Source organism: Microvirga pudoricolor (genome assembly GCF_016892705.1).
Classification (GTDB): Bacteria; Pseudomonadota; Alphaproteobacteria; order Rhizobiales; family Beijerinckiaceae; genus Microvirga; species Microvirga pudoricolor.
This window is the reverse complement of sequence record NZ_JAFEMB010000001.1, coordinates 776,014-797,291: the sequence shown is the minus strand read 5'-3', so window position 1 is coordinate 797,291 and position 21,278 is coordinate 776,014. Positions and strand designations below refer to the sequence as shown.

Below are 21,278 nucleotides of genomic sequence, written 5' to 3'. Positions count from 1 at the left end.
TACACTCGACCGTGATCAGTGCCGAACCTGGGGGGGCCGCACGGAGGCGTCGCGTCCCGCCAGGTGGCCAGGGCCGTAGGAGCGCTTGTCGTGCCCGTTGCCGTTCTTGCGCACGACCGGTTGGAAGCGGCGCAGGGGCTGACGCCTCCGCGGGGCGGACGAGGCGCCAATGGGCAACAGGAGCGCCGCAACCGCAGCCCCGACTCCCGCCAGGATCGCAGCCGTCGCCAGGGGATGGATCTGTGCGGCGAGCAGGACGCTGGTCTTGCGGGTCATGGTGTCGAGGGAGGAATGCGTGTCGCCATCCTCGCGGGGCTGGTAGAGGTTGTCCCGCATGCCGGCGCGCTCGGGCTGCCGCGTCGTCTGCGCCCCGTAGCCCATCATCTCCATGGTCTTGTCCGTGAGACGCGGCGCGACCTTGCCCATGGCGCCGATCACCCAGCCGCCGAACCCGATGGTGAGCTCGCGCCGGCGGTTTTCCGACGCGAAGACGATGGCCTTGGCGACGAGATCGGGGTCATAGGCAGGCGGCGGAACCTTGGCGTTGTCGCCAAGATAGTTCCGGGCATGCTCCACATAGGGCGTGTCGATGGAGGACGGCTTGATCAGAGTCACCCAGATCGGCGCTCCTTCCTGCTCCAGCTCCATGCGCAGCCCGTCCGTGAAGCCTTTCACGGCATGCTTTGCGGCGGAATACTGAGTTTGAAGCAGGATGGCCCGCTCGGACAGAACGCTGCCCACATTGACGATGGTGCCGCCGCGCGCCCGCAGGTGCCGGGCCGCGATGAGGGAGCCATAAACCACGCCCCAGTAATTGACCTCGAAGAGCTGGCGCTGGTCTGGGATCGGGATCTCGTCGAGGGTGCCGTAGAGCGCCACGGCCGCATCGTTGACCCAGGTATCGTAACCTCCGAAGGTCTCGATGGCCTTGCGGGACACGGCCTCCAGTTCCTCGCGCTTGCTGGCATCGGCCGCGACCGGGACGGCGTGAACGCCCTGCTCCTCAAGTTCCTCGGCGATCTTGCGCAAAGCGTCCTCGTTTCGGGCTACGAGAACCAAGCCCTTCACGCCTCGGGCCGCGAAGAGGCGCGCCGTCGCGAGCCCGATTCCGCTCGAAGCGCCGGTGATGACGACAACCTGTTCCCCAACCGGTTTCTGGCGGACAGTCATAGGAGTCTCCTTGTCACGAAATGCCGGGTCAACGTCGCGACGAAGAACGCGGTTCCGAAGGCGCCCTCATGGTCTGGGGCTTTCGGGCCCGGCTCCGCGCCTCGCCGGAGCTGAGCCGGAACACCCCTTTTCGCCAAGCGTTGCTTGGTCATCCCCACGGATAAGGAGACACGTCATGCAGACGACATCAGGCACCGATACCCGGGAGACCCACGCGCTTATCGCCAGCGACAAGGTCGAGGGAACCCCCGTCCGCCGGACCGATGGCGACAAGATCGGAACCATCGAGCGGGTGATGATCGACAAGAGATCGGGCAAGGTCGCTTACGCGGTCATGAGCTTCGGTGGCTTCATGGGCCTCGGCGAGGAGTACTACACCCTTCCATGGGGCACCCTGAAATACAACACCGGTCTGGACGCCTACGAGCTCAACATGACCGAGGACCAGCTCCGCGGGGCGCCCCGCCGCACGGCCGAGGGGCATGATGCCTCCTACGATCGTGAATGGGAGGAACACGTTCACCGCTATTACAACGCCACGCCCTATTGGGGCGAGTCGGATCCCCTGAGCACAGGCCGCTGAGGCAGTCGCCCGAAACGAAAATCGCCCGGCGGAGGCCGGGCGATTTTTTGTGCGCCGATGCGCCGGAAGGCAGCAGGAGCCGTCTTCCGGGCGCATGAAGGGGCACGGGTGGTCTTAACGCTTCGTCGACTTCGTCGAGCCCGGTCCCTTGCGCGAACGGCTCGTCGTGGCCTTGGAGCTCACCTTGCCGGACTTCTTCGTCGCGGAGGTGCGGCTTGACGCAGCGGCAGCGCGCTTGGTCGTGCTCTTGGAGGCCGTGCTCCTCGAGGCCGTGCTCTTGGCGGCCGTGCGAGGCTTGGCCGCCGTCTTGGCGGCGCCGCGAGCGGACGACCGCGAAGCCGTCGACTTGGTGGAGCGGCCCGTCGACTTCGTGGCACCGCGAGCGGGCGAACGCGAGGTCTTGGCGGCCGTCGCCTTCTGGCTCGAGCTGCGCGAGGTGGACTTCGCCGCCGTCTTGCGAGCGGTGCTCTTGGCCGCCGTCTTGCGGGCGCTGCTGGTCGTACCGGTCTTGCGAGCGGTGCTTTTCACAGCGCTCTTGACCGCGCTCTTCGCGGACCGGGTGGCCGACTTCACCGCGCTCTTGGCCGCCGTCGCGCGTCCGCCGGCCTTGCCGGCTGCCGACTTCGTCGAACGGCCAGCGCTCTTCGTGGAGCCACGTGCGGACGACTTGGCCGCCGTGCGGGTCGTGCCGCTCTTGGCGGCCGTTCCGCGCTTCGCAGCGGTCGAACGGGACGAGCTGCCCGTCGATTTGGCGGCCGACTTGCGGGCCGTGGTCCCAGTGCTCTTGCTGGTGCTCTTGCCGGTGCTTTTGGCAGCCGACTTCTTGGCACTGGTCGTGGAGCCGCTCTTGCGAGCGGACGTGGTCTTCGATGCTGCAGCTTTTCCACCAGTCGAGCTGCGGCGGGCGCCGCTCTTCTTGGATCGAGACGTGGGGCGCATTGCGTCCACGGCACCCGTGATAAGCTGGGTCAGCGGGTTTGACTTGTCGTCTGTCGGCATAGCCGCCTCCTTCAAGGGCCTTCGCGTGCAACCGTCACGCTTGCAAGGCAACGTCGTTATACCAAGGGGGTTCCGATTAACGGAAAGTGTAGAAAGTAGAACGGGCACAATTCCTGTGGATACTTTTTGGTGATTACGTGCTCGAACCACCGGACCAGTGTCGTTCAGGCAGGATTGCGCTGCTGCGTTCGAACGCATTTTCTCAGACCCATCAACGACATGACGGGAACGGATGCGATTGAAGTGTCGACCCCTAATTCGTAATCCGATCAAAGACTTGCATGTAAATCAAAGTGTTCGGAAGCATTGCATTCCAACACGTGCGCCGCGCTCTGGCGTCATGATCGGTGGCCTGTCGACGGTGCGTGGCAGCGGCGCTCGAGAGCGCTGTTGAAGGTGCCTCCGGCCGTGCGCGAAAAATGGAGTCGCGAACACAAAAATATTCGCCGAGGACTTCGCGAAAGTGCTGCGCGGGGAGAATCAACCGGCAGCACGCGCGCTGTGCGGATGCGCGCCATGGCGGATTCCCCCTCGAAATGAGCAGGGCTGACCATCGCGCCAGATGGGGTGCTCGCACTTCACGCAGCGTGTCTGCTGGGTTAATCGGAGATGGTCGTCACGCAGGTTGAACCGCCGTGTCCCAACGCAATGTCCTCGCGGCTGTCCTCTGGATGGCCGGCGCACTTCTGTCATTCTCGGCCACGGCCGTGGCAGTCCGTTCGCTTTCGGCGGGTTTCTCGGTGTTCGAGATCCTGTCGATGCGCAACGGGTCGGCCGTGCTCATGCTGTTGGGCATGGCCGTTCTGAGGCCGGCTCTCCGGCCGGGTCTCCGCGCGCGCCGGCTGCCGCTGCACCTGGTGCGAAACGCCGTCCATTTCATCAGCACGGATGCGTGGGCCTACAGCCTCACCCTGCTGCCATTGGCGACGGTCTTCGCTATCGAGTTCACGACGCCCGCATGGGTCGCCCTTCTGGCGATTCCGCTGCTGAAGGAGCGGATGACGCGGGGCCGCCTCGTCGCAGTGCTCGCCGGCACGGTGGGCGTGCTGATCATCCTGCGTCCCGGGGCCGCGACGCTCCAGGCCGCGAGCTTCCTGGTGCTGTCCGTGGCATTCGCGTTCGCGCTGGTCGCCATCATCACCAAGAAACTGACCGCCACCGAGAGCACCTTCTCGATCCTCTTCTACATGAACCTGATGCAGCTCCCGATGAACCTGGCGGGCGTCAGAAGCCTTTTCTGGCAACGCCTCGACACCATCCATCTCCTGCCGGTGGCCGGCGTCTGCCTCTGCGGCCTGCTCTCGCATTACTGCCTGACCAACGCCTACCGGTATGGCGACGCCAGCATGGTGGTTCCCCTGGATTTTCTGCGCATTCCGCTGATTGCCCTCGTGGGCTGGTGGCTGTACCAGGAGACCCTCGATCCCTTCGTCTTCATCGGAAGCGCCGTCATCGTCTCGGGGCTGGTCTACAGCCTCCGCCAGGAGACCAAAACGCCATGAGCTGGTCGCCCCAGCAGGATGCCGCCCTCAAGGCCGTGGCCGACTGGCTGCGGCGCGGTGACAAGCCCGTCTTCCGGCTGTTCGGCTATGCCGGAACTGGCAAGACGACGCTCGCCCGCCATGTCGCGGAAGGCGTCGACGGCGATGTGGCTTTTGGGGCGTATACGGGCAAGGCGGCGCTTGTGCTGCGCCACAAGGGCTGCACGGAAGCGTCCACAATTCATTCCATGATCTACCGCTCCCGCGAGTCTGACGAGGGCGGGCCGCAATTCGTCATCAACCGCCAGGCTCCCGCCGCGAAGGCCGACCTCATCGTCATCGACGAATGCTCGATGGTTGACGAGGAGCTCGGGCGTGATCTGCTCTCCTTCGGCCAGCCCGTCCTGGTGCTGGGCGATCCGGCGCAATTGCCGCCGGTCAAGGGCGGTGGCTTCTTCACCGAAGCCGAGCCCGACGTGATGCTGACGGAAGTGCACCGGCAGGCGCGGGACAACCCCATCGTGCACATGTCCATGCAGGTGAGGGAGGGCGGCCGGCTCGATCTCGGCACCTTCGGGGACAGCCGCGTCATCCGCCGCCGCGAGATCGATGCCGGTCAGGTGATGAAAGCGGATCAGGTTCTGGTCGGGCTGAACAAGACCCGGCGTCTCTACAACACCCGCCTGCGCGAGCTGAACGGCTACCGCAATCCCATGCCGGCGGCGGGCGAGAAACTCGTGTGCCTGCGCAACGACAAGACCAAGGGATTGCTCAATGGCGGCACTTGGACCATTCAGGCCCTGCGCGGCATCCGCAACGACTTCATTCGCATGGATGTGCAACCCGACGACGAGGTGCGCCGCAAGACCGTGGACGTGTCCGTCCACAAGGCCTTCTTCGAGGGAGGCGACGAGGATCTGCCCTTCATCCTTCGGCGGGAATCCGACGAGTTCACCTACGGCTACGCCCTGACGGTTCACAAGGCTCAGGGTTCCCAATGGGACAACCTTGTCCTCTTCGACGAATCCTACGCCTTCCGGGAGCATCGCAGCCGCTGGCTCTATACCGGCCTCACCCGCGCCGCGGAGGCCGTCACGGTGGTGGTCTGACCGCTTTCGACCGGTGAGAGCGATCCCGGAGACGCTTCCTGCGGCCCGGCCTGTTGACACCCGGAGCCGAACGCCTATCCATCAGGACAGGACATCCAGCAATCTCCCGGTCCGGGACGGCAAAGGCGGGGACCTTTGAAGGATACCCTGAGACACCAGGCCTCCGGCGAGGATGCGGCACCGTCCGCGTCGTCGCCGTCCATGGCCGAACTCACCGCTCGTCTCGACGAGATGCGGGAGGCGCTCGCGGCCCGCGACGCGTTCCTGGCGGTGGCCGCCCATGAGCTGCGCAATCCCATGACGCCCATCCTGGCCCACGCCCAGCGCCTGCGGCGGCTGGCCTCGCAGGCCGAGAACCCGGGCGACCTGGCAGGCGGGCTGGAGCGGCTGGAAAAGCTCATCGAGCATTACGTGCGTCGGGCGACCGTGCTGCTCGACGTCTCACGCATCACCATGGGCAAGCTGCGCCTCAGCCCGGAGCCTTTCGACCTTGCGGAGCTGGCCCGCCATACGGTGGACGCGCTCAGCCCTGCGGCCCATTACGTGGGTTCCACGATCGCCATCGAGGCGCCGCCCGAGCTGCCGTGCCGCCTCGATCGTCTCGCAGCCGAGCAGATCCTCGACAACCTGATCTCGAATGCCGTGAAGTATGGCGCCGGGAGCCCCATCGAGGTTCGCGTGGCGTGCGACGGCCATTGGGCGAAGCTTCAGGTCGCGGACCGTGGCATCGGCATCTCGGAGGTTGACCAGCAGCGGATCTTCAACCGTTTCGAACGCGCCGTGGCGATGGGTTCGAAGGCGGGCGGATTCGGGGTCGGGCTGTGGGTGGTCGGCCAGCTCGTGGACGCTCTGGGCGGCCGTGTCGAGGTTGACAGCCAGCCGGGTTCCGGCACCACTTTCACCGTCCGGTTGCCCGTGGGCACGGCGGGAGCACCTCATGCATAACGATGGATCTGACCGTGAGTGATCGACGCATCGAGAAAATGTCGACCTCCATCCCGGGGCTCGACACCATCCTCCATGGCGGGCTTCCCCGCGGAGGCATCTACATCGTTCAGGGAATGCCAGGCTCGGGAAAGACCATCCTGGGCAACCAGCTCTGCTTCAGCCACGCGGCGGGCGGTGGAAAGGCGCTCTACGTCACGCTTCTGGCCGAGACCCATGGCCGCATGCTGTCCCATATCAGCCAGCTCGGCTTTTTCGACGAGGCCAAGATCCCGGACGGCGTCTCCTACCTGAGCGCATTTCGGATCCTCGAGACCGAAGGCCTGAAGGGCCTCACCGATGCGCTGCGCCGGGAGATCCGGGCGCGCCGCGTCGACCTCCTTATTCTCGACGGATTGGTCTCGGCGGAAGAAACCGCGGGAACGCCCAGGGAGTTCAAGAAGTTCATCAACGAACTCCAGATCCAAGCCGACCTTGCCGATTGTACCATGGTCCTTTTGACGAGTGCCGCCGCAGACCAGAGCTTCGCTTCCGCGGAGCACACGATGGTCGATGGCCTGATCGAGATCCAGCGGCAGATGCGAGGCCGCCGGTCGGAGCGGCTCCTCCAGGTTCACAAGCTGCGCGGCAGCGATTTCGTCTCGGGACTCCACGCCTTCCAGGTCACGGATGACGGGGTCATCGTCCATCCGCGCATCGAAGCCCTGCTGACCGATGCCAGCGCGGTGGGCACCGGCGGCGGCCCCCGCGTTCTCACCGGGGTGCCCACCCTCGACAAGATGCTGGGTGGCGGATTGAGCTTGCGGTCCACGACCCTCGTGCTCGGCTCGGCCGGGACCGGCAAGTCGACCCTGGGCCTGCATTTCCTCGGCGCGGAGGACGAGCCCGGCCTCTACCTGAGCTTCAACGAAACCCCGCCCGAGCTCATGATGAAGGCCAAGACCCTAGGGTTGCCGGTCGCGGGCATGATGGAATCGGGGCGAACCGAGGTGCTGTGGCAGCAGGCCACCGATGGGGTCTTCGACGAGGTCGCAACACAGCTCCTGCACCGGGTTCACGCGGGCAAGATCCGCCGGGTCTTCATCGACGGCCTCGACGATTTCGGCGGCATGACAGGAGATCCGGAGCGGACCCGGCCTGTTCTGACGGCCTTGTCCAACCGCCTCTCGGTTCTCGGGGCGACCACGATCGCGACCTCGGAAATCGATCTCAGCGGTGTTCTCCCGGCGCAGCCGCTGGCCGGCCTGTTCGTGCGCGGGCTCTCGCCCTTCGCCGAGAACATCGTGGTGATGCGCTACGCCGCCCTGGATGCCGACCTGCATCGCCTCATCGCGGTGCTCAAGGCCCGTGAGAGCGCCATCGATTTGCGCTTCCGGCACTTCACCATCGAGCCGGACGGCATACGGATCGACATCGATTCGGAGCGGGCTCGCCTGACGCTGACGGAGATCGCCAGGCGGCATAGCGGATACCGCGAGGCTTCCGACCTCCTGCGGCCTCCGACCGCCACACCCCTGGCGACAGGAGACGGATCGTGAAGACCGTTCTCGTCATCGATGACGAATGGGCCATCGCAGAGGTCCTGGAGGCCCTTCTCGGAGACGAGGGCTACCGCGTGATCGTCGCGCATGACGGGCGCCACGGGATCGAGCGGGCGGCCGAGTGGCCTCCGGACGTGATCATGCTCGACTTCATGATGCCGATCATGGACGGACCCGCAACGCTCATCGCCCTCAAAGCCAACCCGGCCACGGCGTCCATTCCCGTCATCCTCATGAGCTCCCTGCCGGAGGACACGGTGGCGGAGCGCAGCAATGGCTACACGGCCTTCCTTCGCAAACCTTTCCGCATCATGACGGTTCTCGACGCCGTCGATGCCGCCCTGAACTCCCATTCCTGACCACGCGACGGGGGTTTCTGGAACCCTGTGGCCCCTGCGGACTTTATGCCTCAAGCTGAACCGTTGTTTGGGGAGAGTTTGACGTCATGTTGAAGTGGGCCTTGATATTCCTCGTCGTATCTCTTGTGGCGGGCGCCCTCGGTTTCACGGGAATTGCCTCCGGCGCGAGAAGCATCGCCAAGATCCTGTTCGCGGTCTTCATCCTGATCTTCCTGGTTCTCGTTCTGCTGGCATGGTCCGCCGGCGAGATGATCTTCTGACCGGTCGAACCCGGACCCAAGAGATCCCATGCGTCTCCCGCATGGGATCTCTGCATTTTGATGGCTTCAGGTAAGCCACTGTTTTCGCAGAGATAACTTTATCCGCAAGGCTTCACCCGTTCTTGACGGGCAAGTTTGTGTCGTGAAAAGAGCCCTCAGCTTCACAGAGCAAGGGCAATACCATGAAACGCCGCAATTTTCTGCAAGCCAGCGCGGTCGGTGCCGCTGGCGCCGTAGCCATGCCGGCCATCGCGCAATCCGCTCCCGAGGTCCGCTGGCGCTTGACGTCGGGCTTTCCAAAATCCCTCGACACCCTTTTCGGCGGGGGTGAGCTTCTGGCAAAGTACGTGTCCGAGGCCACGGACGGCAAATTCCAGATCCAGACCTTCGCGGCCGGCGAGATCGTCGCGACGCCCCAGGCGGCCGATGCGGTGTCGTCCGGCACCGTCGAGATGGCCCATACCTGCTCGTACTACTACGTGGGCAAGGATCCGACCTTCGCCATCGGAACCACGCTTCCGTTCGGAATGAACTCGCGCCAGACCAATGCATGGCTCTATCATGGCAACGGCAACGCGCTCCTGAACGAGTTCTACGAGGGCTATAACCTCTTCGCGCTCCCGGCCGGCAATACCGGCGCCCAGATGGGCGGGTGGTTCCGCAAGGAGATCAAGACCGTCCAAGACCTGCAGGGCCTGAAGATGCGCATTGCGGGGCTTGCGGGGCAAATCCTGGCGAAGCTCGGCGTCGTCCCGCAGCAGATCGCGGGCGGCGACCTGTACCCATCCCTCGAGCGCGGCACCATCGACGCGGCCGAATGGGTCGCTCCCTACGACGACGAGAAGCTCGGCCTCAACAAGGTCGCGCCGTTCTATTACTATCCAGGCTTCTGGGAGGGTGGTCCCGCCATTCACTTTTTCATCAACAAGGAGAAGTGGGAAGCCCTGCCGAAAGCCTATCAGGCGGCCATGACGGCCGCGGCCGGCTATTGCAACGTGGACACGCAGGCCAAGTACGACGCCAAGAACCCGCCGGCCCTGCGCAGCCTGATCGGCGCCGGGGCTCAGCTGCGTCCGTTTTCTCAGGAGATCATGGAGGCCGGCTACAAGGCCGCCAACGACATCTACGACGAGCTTTCGGCCTCCAACCCGAAGTTCAAGAAGATCTACGACAGCTACAAGGCGTTCCGGGGCGAGGAATACCTTTGGTTCCAAGTCGCCGAGTATGCGTACGACAATTTCATGATCCGCGCCCGGGCGCGGGGCTGAGCTCTAAGGTCTGTCCATGCGGAAAGGGCGCTCCTCGGAGCGCCCTTTTTGGTCGTCTCAGCGGCTCGCGTCGGCGCTGCTGCCGGCCGACAGCTTGGTGGCCATCAGGCCGATCGTGCGCGCATAGACCTGAGACTTGTTCCAGCCTCGGATCGCCTCGAAATTCGGCTCGCCCATTTCCCATCCGGCGCCGCGAACCCAGCCATGGCCTTTGAGGAAATTCGCCGTGGAGGCAAGCACGTCCGTGGGGCTGTGCAGCAGGTCGGCGCGCCCATCGCCGTCGAAATCGACCGCATAGCGCACGTAGGATGTGGGCATGAACTGGGTTTGGCCCATCTCGCCGGCCCATGCGCCACGCATCTCGCCCGGTGTGAGGTCGCCGTGCGCCACGATGCGAAGCGCATCGAAGAGCTGGCCGGTGAAGAACTCCGTGCGGCGGCAATCGAAGGCCAGGGTGGCAACGGAGCGGATCACCGGCAGGTTGCCCCTCACCACGCCGTAATCCGTCTCGAGGCCCCATATCGCGATGAGGACCGGTCCCGGGACCCCGTAGCGCTGCTCGATCTGTGCCAGGGTCGAGGCATACTTCTTCAGCATGTTCTGGCCGATCCGCAGGCGCCCGGCCGTGATGCGGTTGGCGGCGAATTGCTCGAAGCTCTGCTTGAACACGCCCTGTCCGCGATCCTTCTTGATAACGCCCTGGTCGAAGGTGACGCCGTCGAGGGCTGTCTTGACGGCCGGGGCCGGAATGCCCTGCTGGACGGCCTCCCGCTCGATGTCGCCGAGCCACTTCTCGAAGCCCGCCGGATCGCGGCAGGTCGCAGCCGAAGCGTTGCCGGCCATGAAAAGTCCAGCCACGAGCGCCGAAAGGCGTGTCCATGCCGGCATCAGATCCTCCTGAATTACGCTTGTACCTGGGGCGAGTTAGGGCCGCGGCGAATGAACTCAAGTGTTAAGGTTAATCAATCGTTGCAACCGGAAGCGCCACAAAAGCGTTGCTTTGCGGCGTCAGGGAGGCGAACTCTCGGCTGTTGGAGTATGGTCATGCGGTTTTCACGACGCGCGATGGGCCTGTGGGTGCCTCCGATGGTTCTGGCCTGCGGGCTTGCCCTGTCGTCGGGCCTCATGCCCTCCTGGGCAAACACGCTGCCGGTCGGGCAGGGGAGCGAGCCCGTACGAGCTCGCTTCGACCCGGCCGTGAATGAAACCCGATTGTTCGCCCAGGTCACGCCGCGCCTTTGCGTCTCCATGGGCGTGCCGGGTGAGTGGCGGCTCGGGTTCGCAGACGGCAGGGCGGCCCTCGTCTCGGTGGCGGACGAGGCGGAACTTGCCCTGGCGATCCGCTCGGCCCGCGACCTTCAGCACCTCCCGCAATCGGACCTGCCGAGCCGTGACGCAGCCCTCCTGCAAAGCGATTACGAGAGCATGTTGGGGCGCCCCGCCCAGGCTGTCTCCTTGGACATGTTCACCTCGGGGGTCATGCGCTGGACCGCAACCTGGATCGACGGCCAGTTGCCGACCGCGTCCCGCGCCCTGACGGTCGAGACGTTCATCGTCCCCCTCTCCGACGAGTGGCTCGTGGAACTTTCTCTCGACAACGTGGAGGCGCGAGACGCGTACCAGGCCCTCGCACGTCAGGCGCTCGCCAGCCTGGACACCCACGCGCAATGCGGCCCCTGAGCGGATCGGCCACTCTGGCGGCCGGTCGGGTCACGCTCCATCTTTCGAGCATTCCTTTTCCCGCATGGAGCGCCCGTTGGGCCGTCACTCACGCCGATCCGATCCGTCTGAGCCCCAGACTCTCGGACCCGTACTCTGCCCTCTCTGCGACAGGGTGATTCCTGGCCACGCCCGTTCGAGCCGTCATCATCTGACCCCGAAGCTGAAGGGCGGCACCCACCAGGGCACGGTCCGTTTGCATCAGATCTGCCACAGCGCCATTCACGCCCGCTTTAGCGAAGCCGAAATTGCCCGTCGCTTGAACGACATGGAAAGCCTGCGCGAGGATCCTGAGATGCAGCGCTTCCTTGCCTGGGTGCGTACCAAGCCAGACGATTTCCATGCCCGTACGCGCCGAACACGGTCGCGTTCGTCCTCACGCGCGGATCGGTGATCCGTTCGGCGACGAGCAAGCCACCGCAGTCCTGGTTCACGCAGACCAGTCCCCACCGGTGGACATGTCATCATCATGGAACTTGCAAGCAAGGCCGCGACCGAGATTGCACGGGGCGGCCCATCCGAGGAGGTTACGGATCTCGTGTTGGTCCTGTTCTTGATCCGCTTGTGTCTTATGACAGGACCGCCCGTGTGGATCGGCGGCGGTCTGTTGATCCTCAGCTAGAGTTCCGAGGCGTGATCTTCATGAAGAAAGGGCCGGTTCTCTCGAACCGGCCCTGATGCTTCAGCGGGATGCCTTGTAGAGCTTGGTGGCGATCTCGAACATTTCCTCCGGCGCATAATCCGGCGTGAAGGCCGAGGGCACACCGGTCAACTGGTGGATCTTGCCGCCTTCCGGCATCCCCTCCACGATCTCGAGCTCGCCCGGCGGGTCCGTGGGAAGCGCCATCTCGCCATTGCCCCAGATGCCAGCCATCTCCCGGTAATCGTCCGGGCTGAATGTGTACAGGCGGCGATGCGAGCCCTCCTCCAGGTATTTCTGGCATTCCGGGATATTGCCCAGCGGGATGTTGGGGGTCGGGAGCATCTTCTCGATATCGACACCCGTCACTTTCTTGAGAGCCAGCGCATAGGCATGCGCATGCACGGAGCCGCGCACCAGAAGGTAGCCGCAGACCTCGCGGCCGGTCGGATCGGTCAGGGTCTCGTAGACGCGCAGCTTGTGAAGCCGCGCACCGCATTCAAGATGGAAGTTATGCAGGAGATCCAGGATGACGTTGCCGGTGGTGGTGATGAAGTCGTTGTTCCAGGACTGGCCGTTGCTGTTCACCGGCATGGCACCGCCGCCGCCCGACAGGAAGGCCGCCGCGAGACGAATGTCCTTCATGTCCTCGAATGGCGCATCGGAGATATCGCCGCCATCGGCTTCATCCCCATCATTGTCGGGACCGTTGTTCAGCATGGCGACGCCATTGCTGACGAGTTCCACATGTCCCAGTTCCTCGGCCGTGATGGCGGCCACCAGGCTATAGAAGGGCCGCAGCTTGCTCTTGGAGCGGAAGTTGAAGCTCTGGAACATGTAGTTCCCGAGCGTGGACATCTCTCCGTACTTCCCGCCGAGAAGTTCCTGAAGAGCGGCAGCCGCGTTCGGGTCCTGTCGTTTGGGCGCAGGCAAATCCACTTGCAGCTTGTCGACGCGCAAGAACATGGTCTCTCTCCGTTCGTTTAGGGCACCGGCCCCCAACGGATCCCGGATAGGGATGTTCCTAAAGCAAAGGTTGTATTTGTCCGACGGCCTAACGTGCGCCCCCATGCGCGGGCGCCAGCTCGACACCGACCGGAACGGCAGGCTCGGGCTTGAAAGCTTCCTTCTCGTCTTCTGGCGCGGCGGCCCGCTGGCGGATGCGGTAAGCACCCCAGGCGGCCATGACGGCCTGGGCCCCGATGGCCACATAGGCGAGGCCGACGAGCCCGAACTCGCTCATGGCGAGCCCGGAAACGATGGGGCCGGTCGCCGAGCCCGCGCCCTGCAGGATCAACAAGCCGCCCGACGCCGCCACGAATTCGCCGGGCTTCACCATGTCGTTCACGTGAGCCGTTACGATGCTGTATGTGGGAATGATGCTTCCACCGAAGATCGCCACGCAAATATAAAGCACCCAATCCGGCGCTTGGCTCGGAATGACGTTCACGAGCACCACGAGAATGATTGCCGCCACTGCCGCCGTGCCGATGATGACGAGACGCCGGTCCATGCGGTCGGACAGCCAGCCTAGGGGCCACGTCATGGCGAAACCGCCAAGGGTGCCGCAGGCCATAAAGATCGCGATGCCGGCGGTGTTCAGCCCATGGCCTTGCGCGAAGACCGGCCCGAGCGCGAAGAACGACGCCGTGGTGATGCCGCACAAGAATGCAGCCAGGACCCCGAAAGGTGACTGCCGATGAAGCCGTCGGAGGTCGATCTTGGCCTCGCCTGTGGCTTGGTTCGGCGCGGAAGCGCGTGACAGGGCGATCGGCACGAGAGCCAGCGCGATAATCATCGACACGATGCAGAAAAGCTGAAACCCTGACGGGCTTCCGGCTGGGAGGAGCAATTGCCCGCCGATGCCAGCGATCAGGCCTGTCATTCCGTAAAGGCTCAGGATCTGCCCGCGCGTGGACGACGTCGCCGAGGAGTTGAGCCAACTCTCCGCCACCATGAACAACCCGGCAAAGCAGAAGCCTGTGATCGCGCGGGCCACGAGCCACACGGTGGGTTCGATCACCAGCAGGTGCAGGAGCCCCGCCGAGGCTGCGACGGCCGCCAAAGCCGCGAACGTGCGGGTATGGCCCACCCGCTCGATCACCTTACCGGCCCAGAGGGAGCCCAGCACGATCCCGGCCCAAAAGGCCGCGCCCACCGCGCCGATTTGGGTGGGCGTGAAATACTCGATGGCACCCCGCACGCTGAGCAAGGTGCCCTGGAGCGTATTGCCCATCTGCATGAGCCCATAGGCCAGGAGGAGCGCCACGATGGTGGGCAGGACGGAACGCAGGCTTGAGGGGGAAGAGCTAGAGGGCAACGGCCATCTCCATTGAGGCACCCAGGGTGCCGGTTCGGATTTGCGGTGCCGGGCATGGCAGCGTGTATGCGCGCCACGAAGCCCGAGACCGGATGGCCCCGTGGGTTCAGGCGCGGCGCGTGGATGATGGCATGCCCTGTCCGGGAGCAACGTTGGGAGCCGGACCCGGTTCCGCTGCATTGCAGCAAAGGCTCGAATCCTAACCCCCTCCGCCGGCCTTCGATTTATCCCACCCGCCTACTTCCCCCGGGCTCCCGAACCCACTACATAGGCAAGGCGGGGCTGCGGGGTCCGTTAGGAGACATTTCCCCGGGGCCTTATCGATCCCAACGGGAGCTGTACCTGACCCGGTCCGTGGACCGGGACAAACGGCGCCCACCTACTTTGTAGGTTCCCGGGATCGCTTTTCCGACGACTTTTGCGGCTCCGCGCTTCATGACATCGACATCGCTTCCTGAAACAAAAGACCGTCTCCGGCAGGAGCTGCTCGTCCGCCGGGACGCCCTGCCAAAGGCGTTCCGGGTCGAGGCCGCCGGACGTATCGCCGAAGCGGCCCTGGCTCTTCCTGAACTCAGGCATGTCACACCGGTCGGCGGCTACTGGACCATTCGCAGTGAGGTCAATGCCCGCCCACTCCTGGAGGCGCTGATCGGTCGCGGCCAGGATGTGGCCCTGTCGCAGATCATTCACCCGCATCTGAGCTGGCGCCTCTGGCGCCCTGACGACCCGCTGATCAAGGGCGGCTTCGGCGTGCGCGAGCCCGGCCCCGACGCGCCCGAGGTTTTTCCCAAGGCCCTGATCGTGCCCCTGGTGGCCTTTGACCGCCGGGGCGGGCGTATCGGCTACGGCAAGGGGCATTTCGACCGGGCCATCGCGGCGCTGGAGGCCCAGCACCCGATCCTCACCGTGGGGCTTGCCTATTCGGCCCAGGAAATCGATGAAGTCCCTGTCGAGCCCCACGACCGTCTGCTCGATATCATCGTCACGGAAGCCGGGCCGATCCGGACCGCTCAAGCTTAGGACCCCGTCATGCGTCTCCTCTTCCTCGGCGATATCGTCGGGCGGTCCGGCCGCAACGCCGTGATCGAGCGTCTGCCGGGCCTGCGGGAGCGTTGGAGTCTCGATTGCGTGGTCATCAACGGCGAGAACTCCGCCGGGGGCTTCGGCATCAACGAGGCGATCTGCGACGAGATCCTGAACGCGGGTGCCGACGCGGTGACGCTGGGCAACCATTCCTGGGACCAGCGCGAGACCCTGGTCTTCATCGAGCGTCAGCCACGCCTGCTGCGGCCCGTGAACTATCCGCCCGGAACGCCGGGCCGGGGCGCGAACCTCATCGACACCCGCTCGGGCCATCGGGTGCTGGTCATCAACGTGATGGGCCGCCTCTACATGGACCCGCTGGACGATCCCTTCGCGGCGGTGGACCGGGAGGTCGAGGCCTGCCCGTTGGCTCAGGTCGCGGACGCCATCATCGTGGACGTCCACGCCGAGGCGACCAGCGAGAAGGAGGCGATGGGCCATCATCTCGACGGACGGGCGAGCCTCGTGGTCGGGACCCACACCCACGTCCCCACGGCCGACCATCGCGTTTTGCAGGGTGGCACCGCCTACATGACGGATGCGGGCATGTGCGGCGACTACGATTCGGTGCTCGGCATGCAGAAGGACGAGTCGATCCGGCGTTTTCTCCAGAAGACGCCCGGCCCCCGCATGGAGCCGGCCACCGGGGAGGGGACCCTGTCGGGGATCGCGGTGGAGACGGACGACCGGACAGGTCTCGCGGTTCGGGTCGCGGCCGTGCGGCTGGGACCCCATTTGGAGGAAACTTGGCCGCGCTTCTGGGGTTAACGCTGGGGCAACGCGGCTTGGCAGACGGCCCGGCCCTTGGCGTAAGGCAAAGCATACCCATCTGTCGGGGAACGGAGAGATCGGGTGGACGCGCAGCATCAGCACAAGGCCCAGGGGGACAATGCCCAAGGGGAGAATGCCTCACGGGACAGGGTCGAGACGACCAGGGGCGAGGCCGTGCATGACACGACCCAGCATCAGAGCGTGTCGGCGGTTCTCCGTGGCGTGGTCGACCAGGCCGAGGGCGACACGATCAGTGTCGGGCGCATCATCGAGGCCTTGGGCGAGCGTGCCTTCGGTCTCGTGCTGATCCTGTTCAGCCTGCCCAATTCCGTTCCGGCGGTGCCGCCCGGCGTCGCGGGCGTCTTCGGGACGCCGGTGCTGCTGTTCGGGATTCAGATGCTGCTCGGCCACAAGCGGCCCTGGCTGCCCAAATCCTTCATGCGCCGGGAAATCTCCCTCGAGAAGTTCAAGAAGCTCATCGACGTGGCCGAGCCCAAGCTGCAATGGGTCGAGCGCTTCTGCAAACCCCGGCTGACCCAGCTCTTCGGGGTGGTGGGCGACCGGGCGGTTGGCCTCTTCGCCATCCTGGTGGCGATCTGCGTGCTGATCCCGTTTCCGGGCACCAACATCCCGCCCTCGGCCGCCCTGGTGATCGTCGCGATCGCGGTGATCGAGGAGGACGGCTATCTGCTGATCCTGGGCTCGATCATCGGCATCGCCGGCATGATCTACACGGCCACGGTTCTGGGCGCGTCGTACCATCTCATCCGGGCAGGCCTGTCGAGCTGGTTTGGGATCTGAAGGACCGGCCTCTCCGAAACAGGGGCTTTGCCTCCGGGGCCTCGCGCCTTATAAGCCACCTCATCGTCAACATCCGTGGCCTGACGGGCGCTTGAACCAGAGCCGCCCTCGGCCGCATCGCGGAGGCCCCCATGGCCGGACATTCACAGTTCAAGAACATCATGCACCGAAAGGGGAAGGTGGATGCCGTCCGCTCGAAGGTGTTCTCCAAGCTCGCCCGCGAAATCACCGTGGCGGCCAAGATGGGCCTGCCGGACCCCAACATGAACCCGCGCCTGCGCGCCGCGATCCTCGCCGCCCGCGCCGAGAACATGCCCAAGGACAACATCCAGCGCGCCATCAACAAGGCTGTCGGCGGCGAGGGCGAGAACTACGACGAGATCCGCTATGAGGGCTACGGCCCCGGGGGCGCCGCGATCATCGTCGAGGCCATGACGGACAACCGCAACCGCACCGCGTCGGACATCCGGTCCTATTTCACCAAGAGCGGCGGCAACCTCGCCGAGACCGGGGCGGTCTCGTTCATGTTCGACCGGGTGGGCTTCGTGGCCTTCGGTCCCGAGGTCGGCGACGCGGATGCGGTCCTGGAGGCCGCCATCGATGCGGGTGCCGAGGACGTGGTGTCCACCGAGGACGGCCATGAGATCTATTGCGAGCAGACCGCGCTGAACGAGGTCACCAAGGCGCTCGAGGAAAAGTTCGGCGAACCGAAGGCCTCCAAGCTCGTCTGGAAGCCCCAAACCCCGGTGGCCGTGGACGACGAGGCCGGCGAAAAGCTCATGAAGCTCATGGAAACCCTCGAAGAGCACGACGACGTCCAGAACGTCTACGGCAATTTCGAGCTGTCGGAAGCCTTGATGCAGAAGATGGCGGAGTGATGGGTTTTCCCTCTCCCCTCCGCGGGAGAGGGTGGCGAACGAAGTGAGCCGGGAGAGGGGGCGTAGGGGTTATAAACGCTGCCCCTCTCCCGACCCTCGCTGATGCGAGGGCCACCCTCTCCCGCAAAGGGGAGAGGGCTAAAAGTTGAGCCAGACCATCCGCATTCTCGGCCTCGATCCCGGCCTGCGCAACACGGGCTGGGGTGTCATCACGGTAGAGGGCACGAAGCTGTCCTTCGTGGCCTGCGGGGTCGTGACCTCTGACGGCGACCTCGAACTGGCCCTTCGGCTGAAGCAGCTCCACGACCGGCTGACGGACGTCGTTCGCACCTGGACACCCGACGAGGTGTCCGTGGAGGAGACCTTCGTCAACAAGGATGCCCAGGCGACCCTCAAGCTCGGCCAGGCCCGCGCCATGTCGCTGCTCGTCCCGGCCCTCCATGGCTTGCCCGTGGCCGAATACGGTGCCAACCAGGTCAAGAAGACCGTGGTGGGGGCAGGCCATGCGGACAAGATCCAGGTTCAGGCCATGGTGAAGATCCTGCTGCCCAAGGCCGACTTCAAAAAGGCCGATGCGGCGGACGCGCTCGCCATCGCCATCGCCCATGCCCACCACCGCAAGTCCCGCGCTTTGGCGGCAAGTCTTTAGGGTGTTACACAAGGACCACTGTCATTCCCGCGAAGGCGGGAATCCATAAACACCAAGCCTTTAGAAGGATGCGGGCGATTTTTGTCGCGCTCTTCTACCGTATGTTGCGGTTATGGATCCCCGCCTTCGCGGGGATGACGATTGAGGGAATGAGAACGTGATCGGCAAACTCAAGGGCCTCATCGATTCCTACGGCGACGACTTCGTCATCGTCGATGTGGGGGGCGTCGGCTACGTGGTGCATTGCTCCACCCGCACTCTCCAGAATCTGCCCTCCGTCGGCGAAGCCGCGACGCTCTCCATCGAGACCCATGTGCGCGAGGACATGATCCGCCTGTTCGGCTTCCGGTCGGACCAGGAGCGGGAATGGTTCCGGCTGCTGCAATCGGTCCAGGGCGTGGGCGCCAAGGTGGCGCTGGGCATCCTGTCGGTGCTCGATCCCGGCATGCTCGCCACCGCCATCGCGACGGGTGACAAGGCCTCGGTGGCCCGCGGTCCCGGTGTCGGCCCCAAGCTCGCTGCCCGCATCGTGGCCGAACTCAAGGACAAGGCCCCGGCCTTCGGCCACGTGGACCCGGCCCTGATCCGCCTGTCGGATGCCCTGGACGACCGCAACGCCCCGGCGCCGGTCTCGGATGCCGTCTCGGCCCTCGTCAATCTCGGCTACCCCCAGATCCAGGCCTCCGCCGCCGTTGCGGCCGCCCTGAAACAGGCGGGCGACGAGGCCGAGGCCAAGACGCTGATCCGGCTAGGCCTGAGGGAGCTGGCGCGGTAGCATGTCGTGTTCCTGATATGTTCATTGCATTCAGGGTGCTTCATTTTGTATGTTCCGAGGAAAATGTTGGGCCAGTAGAACAGGCCTCATCCTGAGGAGCCGCGAAAGCGGCGTCTCGAAGGAGGATTCAGAGAGCGCTGGAACCATCCTTCGAGACAAATGGCTTTCGCCATTCCCTCAGGATGAGGTCGGTGACTGTGCTACACATAGCCAAACCCCTGCAAGGTAAGCCTCCTTGACCGATTCCCGCCGCCTGATGACCCCTGAAAAGCGTGAGGACGACACCGATACGTCCCTGCGGCCGCTGGCGCTCGACGATTTCACGGGCCAGAAGGCCGCTCGCGCCAATCTCCAGGTGTTCATCAACGCCGCCAAGGCGCGGGGCGACGCCCTCGACCACGTGCTCTTCGTCGGCCCGCCGGGGCTGGGCAAGACGACGCTGGCCCAGATCGTGGCCCGGGAACTCGGCGTGAACTTCCGCTCGACCTCCGGTCCGGTCATCGCCAAGGCGGGAGACCTTGCGGCCCAGCTCACCAACCTCGAAGAGCGCGACGTGCTCTTTATCGACGAGATCCACCGCCTCAATCCGGCCGTGGAGGAAATCCTCTATCCGGCCATGGAGGATTACCAGCTCGACCTCATCATCGGCGAGGGGCCGGCCGCCCGCTCCGTGAAGATCGAGCTGCCGAAATTCACGCTGGTGGGCGCCACCACCCGGGCGGGCCTGCTCACCACGCCGCTCCGCGACCGCTTCGGCATCCCGATCCGGCTCGAATTCTACACCGTGGAGGAGCTGGAGCTGATCGTGAAGCGCGGGGCGCGGGTGCTCGGCATCGGCATGAGCCCGGAGGGCGCCAACGAGGTCGCCCGCCGTTCGCGCGGCACGCCCCGCATCGCGGGCCGCCTGCTGCGCCGGGTGCGCGATTTCGCCATCGTGGAAGGCGCCCAGACGGTCAGTCGGGAGCTCGCCGACCGGTCGCTGCGGCTTCTGGACGTCGACCCCATCGGCCTCGACCTGATGGACCGCAAGTACTTGACCATGATCGCGAATTCCTTCGGGGGCGGTCCGGTGGGCATCGAGACCATCGCGGCGGCCCTGTCCGAGCCCCGCGACGCCATCGAGGAGATCATCGAGCCCTATTTGATCCAGAAGGGATTCGTGCAGCGCACCCCGCGCGGCCGAATTCTCACGCCCCACGCCTTCAGGCATCTGGGATTGCCGGAGCCGACCCGGGACAATGCGGCCCAGTTCGGGCTGTTCGGCGGGGATGACGATGAGTGAGCGGGACGCCCACACCTCCCCCTCGAGGGGGGAGGTCGGCCCGGAGGGCCGGGAGGGGGTGGGAAACGCCAACCTCGGCCACGTCGCGGCGCCACCCCACCCCGGAGCGCTCGAGCGCTCCGACCCTCCCCCTCCAGGGGAGGGTGTGCCGGCGTCCTGGCCCCATCTCTCCGGCGCCCTGCGCGGCGACACCCACATTCTGCCGGTCCGGGTCTATTACGAGGACACGGATTTTTCCGGCATCGTCTACCATGCGAACTACCTGCGCTTTCTCGAGCGGGGCCGGACGGATTTCCTGAGGCTTGCCGGATGCGACCAGTCGGCGCTGCATGCGGACGGGCAGGGGATCGTGTTCGCCGTGCGGCGGATGACCCTCGACTTCCTCCGGCCCGCCCGGATGGACGACGTGCTCACGGTTGAGACCCGGACCGCCGAGGTGCGGGGCGCATCCCTGTCCATCGCCCAGCGCATCCTGCGGGGCGAGGACCTGATCGTGACGGCGGATGTGCGGGTGGCGGCCATCGCGGGCGGCCGGGCGGCCCGGATTCCGGAGAGCCTGCGCCGAATTCTGCAGCCTGGGACCCCGGCTTAAACCAAGCCTTAACCTTACGCGGTGCTTAACTTTTCCGGAGGGGACCGATCCGG

At 65.1% G+C, this 21,278-nt stretch carries 23 protein-coding genes and 1 other RNA gene; 20 read left to right on the top strand and 4 right to left on the bottom strand.

The annotated features are described in order from the left end of the window. Window positions 1-15 precede the first annotated feature (15 nt). Window positions 16-1,170 carry an SDR family oxidoreductase gene (locus ILT42_RS03695; RefSeq protein ID WP_204213960.1) on the bottom strand — a complete coding sequence of 385 codons (1,155 nt, stop codon included), beginning with the start codon at window positions 1,168-1,170 and terminating at the stop codon, window positions 16-18. 175 nt (window positions 1,171-1,345) lie between these two features. Here ILT42_RS03695 and ILT42_RS03690 point away from each other — a divergent pair, with 175 nt between their 5' ends. The 9 genes from ILT42_RS03690 to ILT42_RS03650 all read left to right on the top strand — a co-directional run bounded on the left by ILT42_RS03690 (window position 1,346) and on the right by ILT42_RS03650 (window position 9,715). Next, entirely contained in the window at window positions 1,346-1,753 is a 408-nt protein-coding gene (locus ILT42_RS03690; protein WP_204213959.1) for a PRC-barrel domain-containing protein, read from the top strand. Window positions 1,754-1,901: 148 nt separating this feature from the next. Beyond that, window positions 1,902-2,885 carry a hypothetical protein gene (locus tag ILT42_RS03685; protein ID WP_204213958.1) on the top strand — a complete coding sequence of 328 codons (984 nt, stop codon included), beginning with the start codon at window positions 1,902-1,904 and terminating at the stop codon, window positions 2,883-2,885. Window positions 2,886-3,387: 502 nt separating this feature from the next. Further along, window positions 3,388-4,254 carry a DMT family transporter gene (locus ILT42_RS03680; RefSeq protein ID WP_204213957.1) on the top strand — a complete coding sequence of 289 codons (867 nt, stop codon included), beginning with the start codon at window positions 3,388-3,390 and terminating at the stop codon, window positions 4,252-4,254. Next, on the top strand, window positions 4,251-5,342 hold the full coding sequence (locus ILT42_RS03675; protein ID WP_204213956.1) for an ATP-dependent DNA helicase: 1,092 nt from the start codon (window positions 4,251-4,253) through the stop codon (window positions 5,340-5,342). The genes ILT42_RS03680 and ILT42_RS03675 overlap by 4 nt, the downstream gene beginning before the upstream one ends. Before the next feature lie 135 nt (window positions 5,343-5,477). Next, entirely contained in the window at window positions 5,478-6,287 is an 810-nt protein-coding gene (locus ILT42_RS03670; RefSeq protein WP_204213955.1) for a sensor histidine kinase, read from the top strand. A gap of 14 nt (window positions 6,288-6,301) precedes the next feature. After that, complete coding sequence (locus ILT42_RS03665) at window positions 6,302-7,825, top strand: RAD55 family ATPase (RefSeq protein ID WP_204213954.1); 1,524 nt, start codon at window positions 6,302-6,304, stop codon at window positions 7,823-7,825. Further along, entirely contained in the window at window positions 7,822-8,187 is a 366-nt protein-coding gene (locus tag ILT42_RS03660; protein WP_204213953.1) for a response regulator, read from the top strand. The genes ILT42_RS03665 and ILT42_RS03660 overlap by 4 nt, the downstream gene beginning before the upstream one ends. Before the next feature lie 86 nt (window positions 8,188-8,273). Next, on the top strand, window positions 8,274-8,447 hold the full coding sequence (locus ILT42_RS03655; protein WP_204213952.1) for a DUF1328 domain-containing protein: 174 nt from the start codon (window positions 8,274-8,276) through the stop codon (window positions 8,445-8,447). Between the two features lie 182 nt (window positions 8,448-8,629). Continuing rightward, window positions 8,630-9,715 carry a TRAP transporter substrate-binding protein gene (locus ILT42_RS03650; protein ID WP_204215112.1) on the top strand — a complete coding sequence of 362 codons (1,086 nt, stop codon included), beginning with the start codon at window positions 8,630-8,632 and terminating at the stop codon, window positions 9,713-9,715. A gap of 57 nt (window positions 9,716-9,772) precedes the next feature. Here ILT42_RS03650 and ILT42_RS03645 read toward each other — a convergent pair whose 3' ends face one another. Continuing rightward, a complete protein-coding gene (locus tag ILT42_RS03645; protein ID WP_204213951.1) occupies window positions 9,773-10,603 on the bottom strand; it encodes a lytic murein transglycosylase in 831 nt (276 codons plus the stop codon). Between the two features lie 156 nt (window positions 10,604-10,759). On the opposite strand from ILT42_RS03645, the gene ILT42_RS03640 reads away from it, so the two are divergent. Continuing rightward, window positions 10,760-11,395 carry a hypothetical protein gene (locus tag ILT42_RS03640; RefSeq protein ID WP_204213950.1) on the top strand — a complete coding sequence of 212 codons (636 nt, stop codon included), beginning with the start codon at window positions 10,760-10,762 and terminating at the stop codon, window positions 11,393-11,395. A gap of 64 nt (window positions 11,396-11,459) precedes the next feature. After that, window positions 11,460-11,828, top strand: coding sequence for a restriction endonuclease (locus ILT42_RS22780; RefSeq protein WP_229428338.1), 369 nt, complete (start codon window positions 11,460-11,462; stop codon window positions 11,826-11,828). A gap of 288 nt (window positions 11,829-12,116) precedes the next feature. On the opposite strand, the gene ILT42_RS03630 is transcribed toward ILT42_RS22780, so the two are convergent. Continuing rightward, the gene (locus ILT42_RS03630; protein WP_204213948.1) at window positions 12,117-13,040 is read right to left on the bottom strand and encodes a manganese catalase family protein; all 924 of its coding nucleotides are present in this window, start codon (window positions 13,038-13,040) and stop codon (window positions 12,117-12,119) included. Window positions 13,041-13,128: 88 nt separating this feature from the next. Then, window positions 13,129-14,394 carry an MFS transporter gene (locus ILT42_RS03625; protein ID WP_204213947.1) on the bottom strand — a complete coding sequence of 422 codons (1,266 nt, stop codon included), beginning with the start codon at window positions 14,392-14,394 and terminating at the stop codon, window positions 13,129-13,131. A gap of 276 nt (window positions 14,395-14,670) precedes the next feature. Here ILT42_RS03625 and ssrS point away from each other — a divergent pair. The 9 genes from ssrS to ybgC all read left to right on the top strand — a co-directional run bounded on the left by ssrS (window position 14,671) and on the right by ybgC (window position 21,225). Then, a non-coding RNA gene (gene ssrS / locus ILT42_RS03620) (6S RNA) lies at window positions 14,671-14,825 on the top strand. Between the two features lie 4 nt (window positions 14,826-14,829). Continuing rightward, window positions 14,830-15,414, top strand: a complete 585-nt coding sequence (locus tag ILT42_RS03615; protein WP_204213946.1) for a 5-formyltetrahydrofolate cyclo-ligase — start codon at window positions 14,830-14,832, stop codon at window positions 15,412-15,414. A gap of 9 nt (window positions 15,415-15,423) precedes the next feature. Beyond that, the gene (locus tag ILT42_RS03610; RefSeq protein WP_204213945.1) at window positions 15,424-16,245 is read left to right on the top strand and encodes a TIGR00282 family metallophosphoesterase; all 822 of its coding nucleotides are present in this window, start codon (window positions 15,424-15,426) and stop codon (window positions 16,243-16,245) included. Between the two features lie 84 nt (window positions 16,246-16,329). After that, on the top strand, window positions 16,330-17,049 hold the full coding sequence (locus ILT42_RS03605) for an exopolysaccharide biosynthesis protein (RefSeq protein WP_204213944.1): 720 nt from the start codon (window positions 16,330-16,332) through the stop codon (window positions 17,047-17,049). A gap of 131 nt (window positions 17,050-17,180) precedes the next feature. Continuing rightward, complete coding sequence (locus ILT42_RS03600; RefSeq protein ID WP_204213943.1) at window positions 17,181-17,927, top strand: YebC/PmpR family DNA-binding transcriptional regulator; 747 nt, start codon at window positions 17,181-17,183, stop codon at window positions 17,925-17,927. A 145-nt stretch (window positions 17,928-18,072) separates the two neighbouring features. Next, window positions 18,073-18,576 carry a crossover junction endodeoxyribonuclease RuvC gene (ruvC, locus tag ILT42_RS03595; RefSeq protein WP_204213942.1) on the top strand — a complete coding sequence of 168 codons (504 nt, stop codon included), beginning with the start codon at window positions 18,073-18,075 and terminating at the stop codon, window positions 18,574-18,576. A 157-nt stretch (window positions 18,577-18,733) separates the two neighbouring features. Beyond that, window positions 18,734-19,351: a Holliday junction branch migration protein RuvA gene (gene ruvA, locus ILT42_RS03590; RefSeq protein WP_204213941.1), complete on the top strand. Its 618-nt coding sequence runs from the start codon at window positions 18,734-18,736 to the stop codon at window positions 19,349-19,351. A gap of 256 nt (window positions 19,352-19,607) precedes the next feature. Beyond that, window positions 19,608-20,633, top strand: coding sequence for a Holliday junction branch migration DNA helicase RuvB (gene ruvB, locus ILT42_RS03585; protein ID WP_204215111.1), 1,026 nt, complete (start codon window positions 19,608-19,610; stop codon window positions 20,631-20,633). A gap of 145 nt (window positions 20,634-20,778) precedes the next feature. Beyond that, window positions 20,779-21,225, top strand: coding sequence for a tol-pal system-associated acyl-CoA thioesterase (gene ybgC / locus ILT42_RS03580; RefSeq protein WP_324617714.1), 447 nt, complete (start codon window positions 20,779-20,781; stop codon window positions 21,223-21,225). Window positions 21,226-21,278 lie beyond the last annotated feature (53 nt).

Bases quoted from the DNA above. Each gene is read 5' to 3' on its own strand.
- ILT42_RS03695 (WP_204213960.1), bottom strand. From the start codon at position 1,170: ATGACTGTCCGCCAGAAACCGGTTGGGGAACAGGTTGTCGTCATCACC.
- ILT42_RS03690 (WP_204213959.1), top strand. From the start codon at position 1,346: ATGCAGACGACATCAGGCACCGATACCCGGGAGACCCACGCGCTTATC.
- ILT42_RS03675 (WP_204213956.1), top strand. From the start codon at position 4,251: ATGAGCTGGTCGCCCCAGCAGGATGCCGCCCTCAAGGCCGTGGCCGAC.
- ILT42_RS03655 (WP_204213952.1), top strand. From the start codon at position 8,274: ATGTTGAAGTGGGCCTTGATATTCCTCGTCGTATCTCTTGTGGCGGGC.
- ILT42_RS03650 (WP_204215112.1), top strand. From the start codon at position 8,630: ATGAAACGCCGCAATTTTCTGCAAGCCAGCGCGGTCGGTGCCGCTGGC.
- ILT42_RS03645 (WP_204213951.1), bottom strand. From the start codon at position 10,603: ATGCCGGCATGGACACGCCTTTCGGCGCTCGTGGCTGGACTTTTCATG.
- ILT42_RS03640 (WP_204213950.1), top strand. From the start codon at position 10,760: ATGCGGTTTTCACGACGCGCGATGGGCCTGTGGGTGCCTCCGATGGTT.
- ILT42_RS22780 (WP_229428338.1), top strand. From the start codon at position 11,460: ATGGAGCGCCCGTTGGGCCGTCACTCACGCCGATCCGATCCGTCTGAG.
- ILT42_RS03630 (WP_204213948.1), bottom strand. From the start codon at position 13,040: ATGTTCTTGCGCGTCGACAAGCTGCAAGTGGATTTGCCTGCGCCCAAA.
- ILT42_RS03615 (WP_204213946.1), top strand. From the start codon at position 14,830: ATGACATCGACATCGCTTCCTGAAACAAAAGACCGTCTCCGGCAGGAG.
- ILT42_RS03610 (WP_204213945.1), top strand. From the start codon at position 15,424: ATGCGTCTCCTCTTCCTCGGCGATATCGTCGGGCGGTCCGGCCGCAAC.
- ILT42_RS03600 (WP_204213943.1), top strand. From the start codon at position 17,181: ATGGCCGGACATTCACAGTTCAAGAACATCATGCACCGAAAGGGGAAG.
- ruvB (WP_204215111.1), top strand. From the start codon at position 19,608: ATGACCCCTGAAAAGCGTGAGGACGACACCGATACGTCCCTGCGGCCG.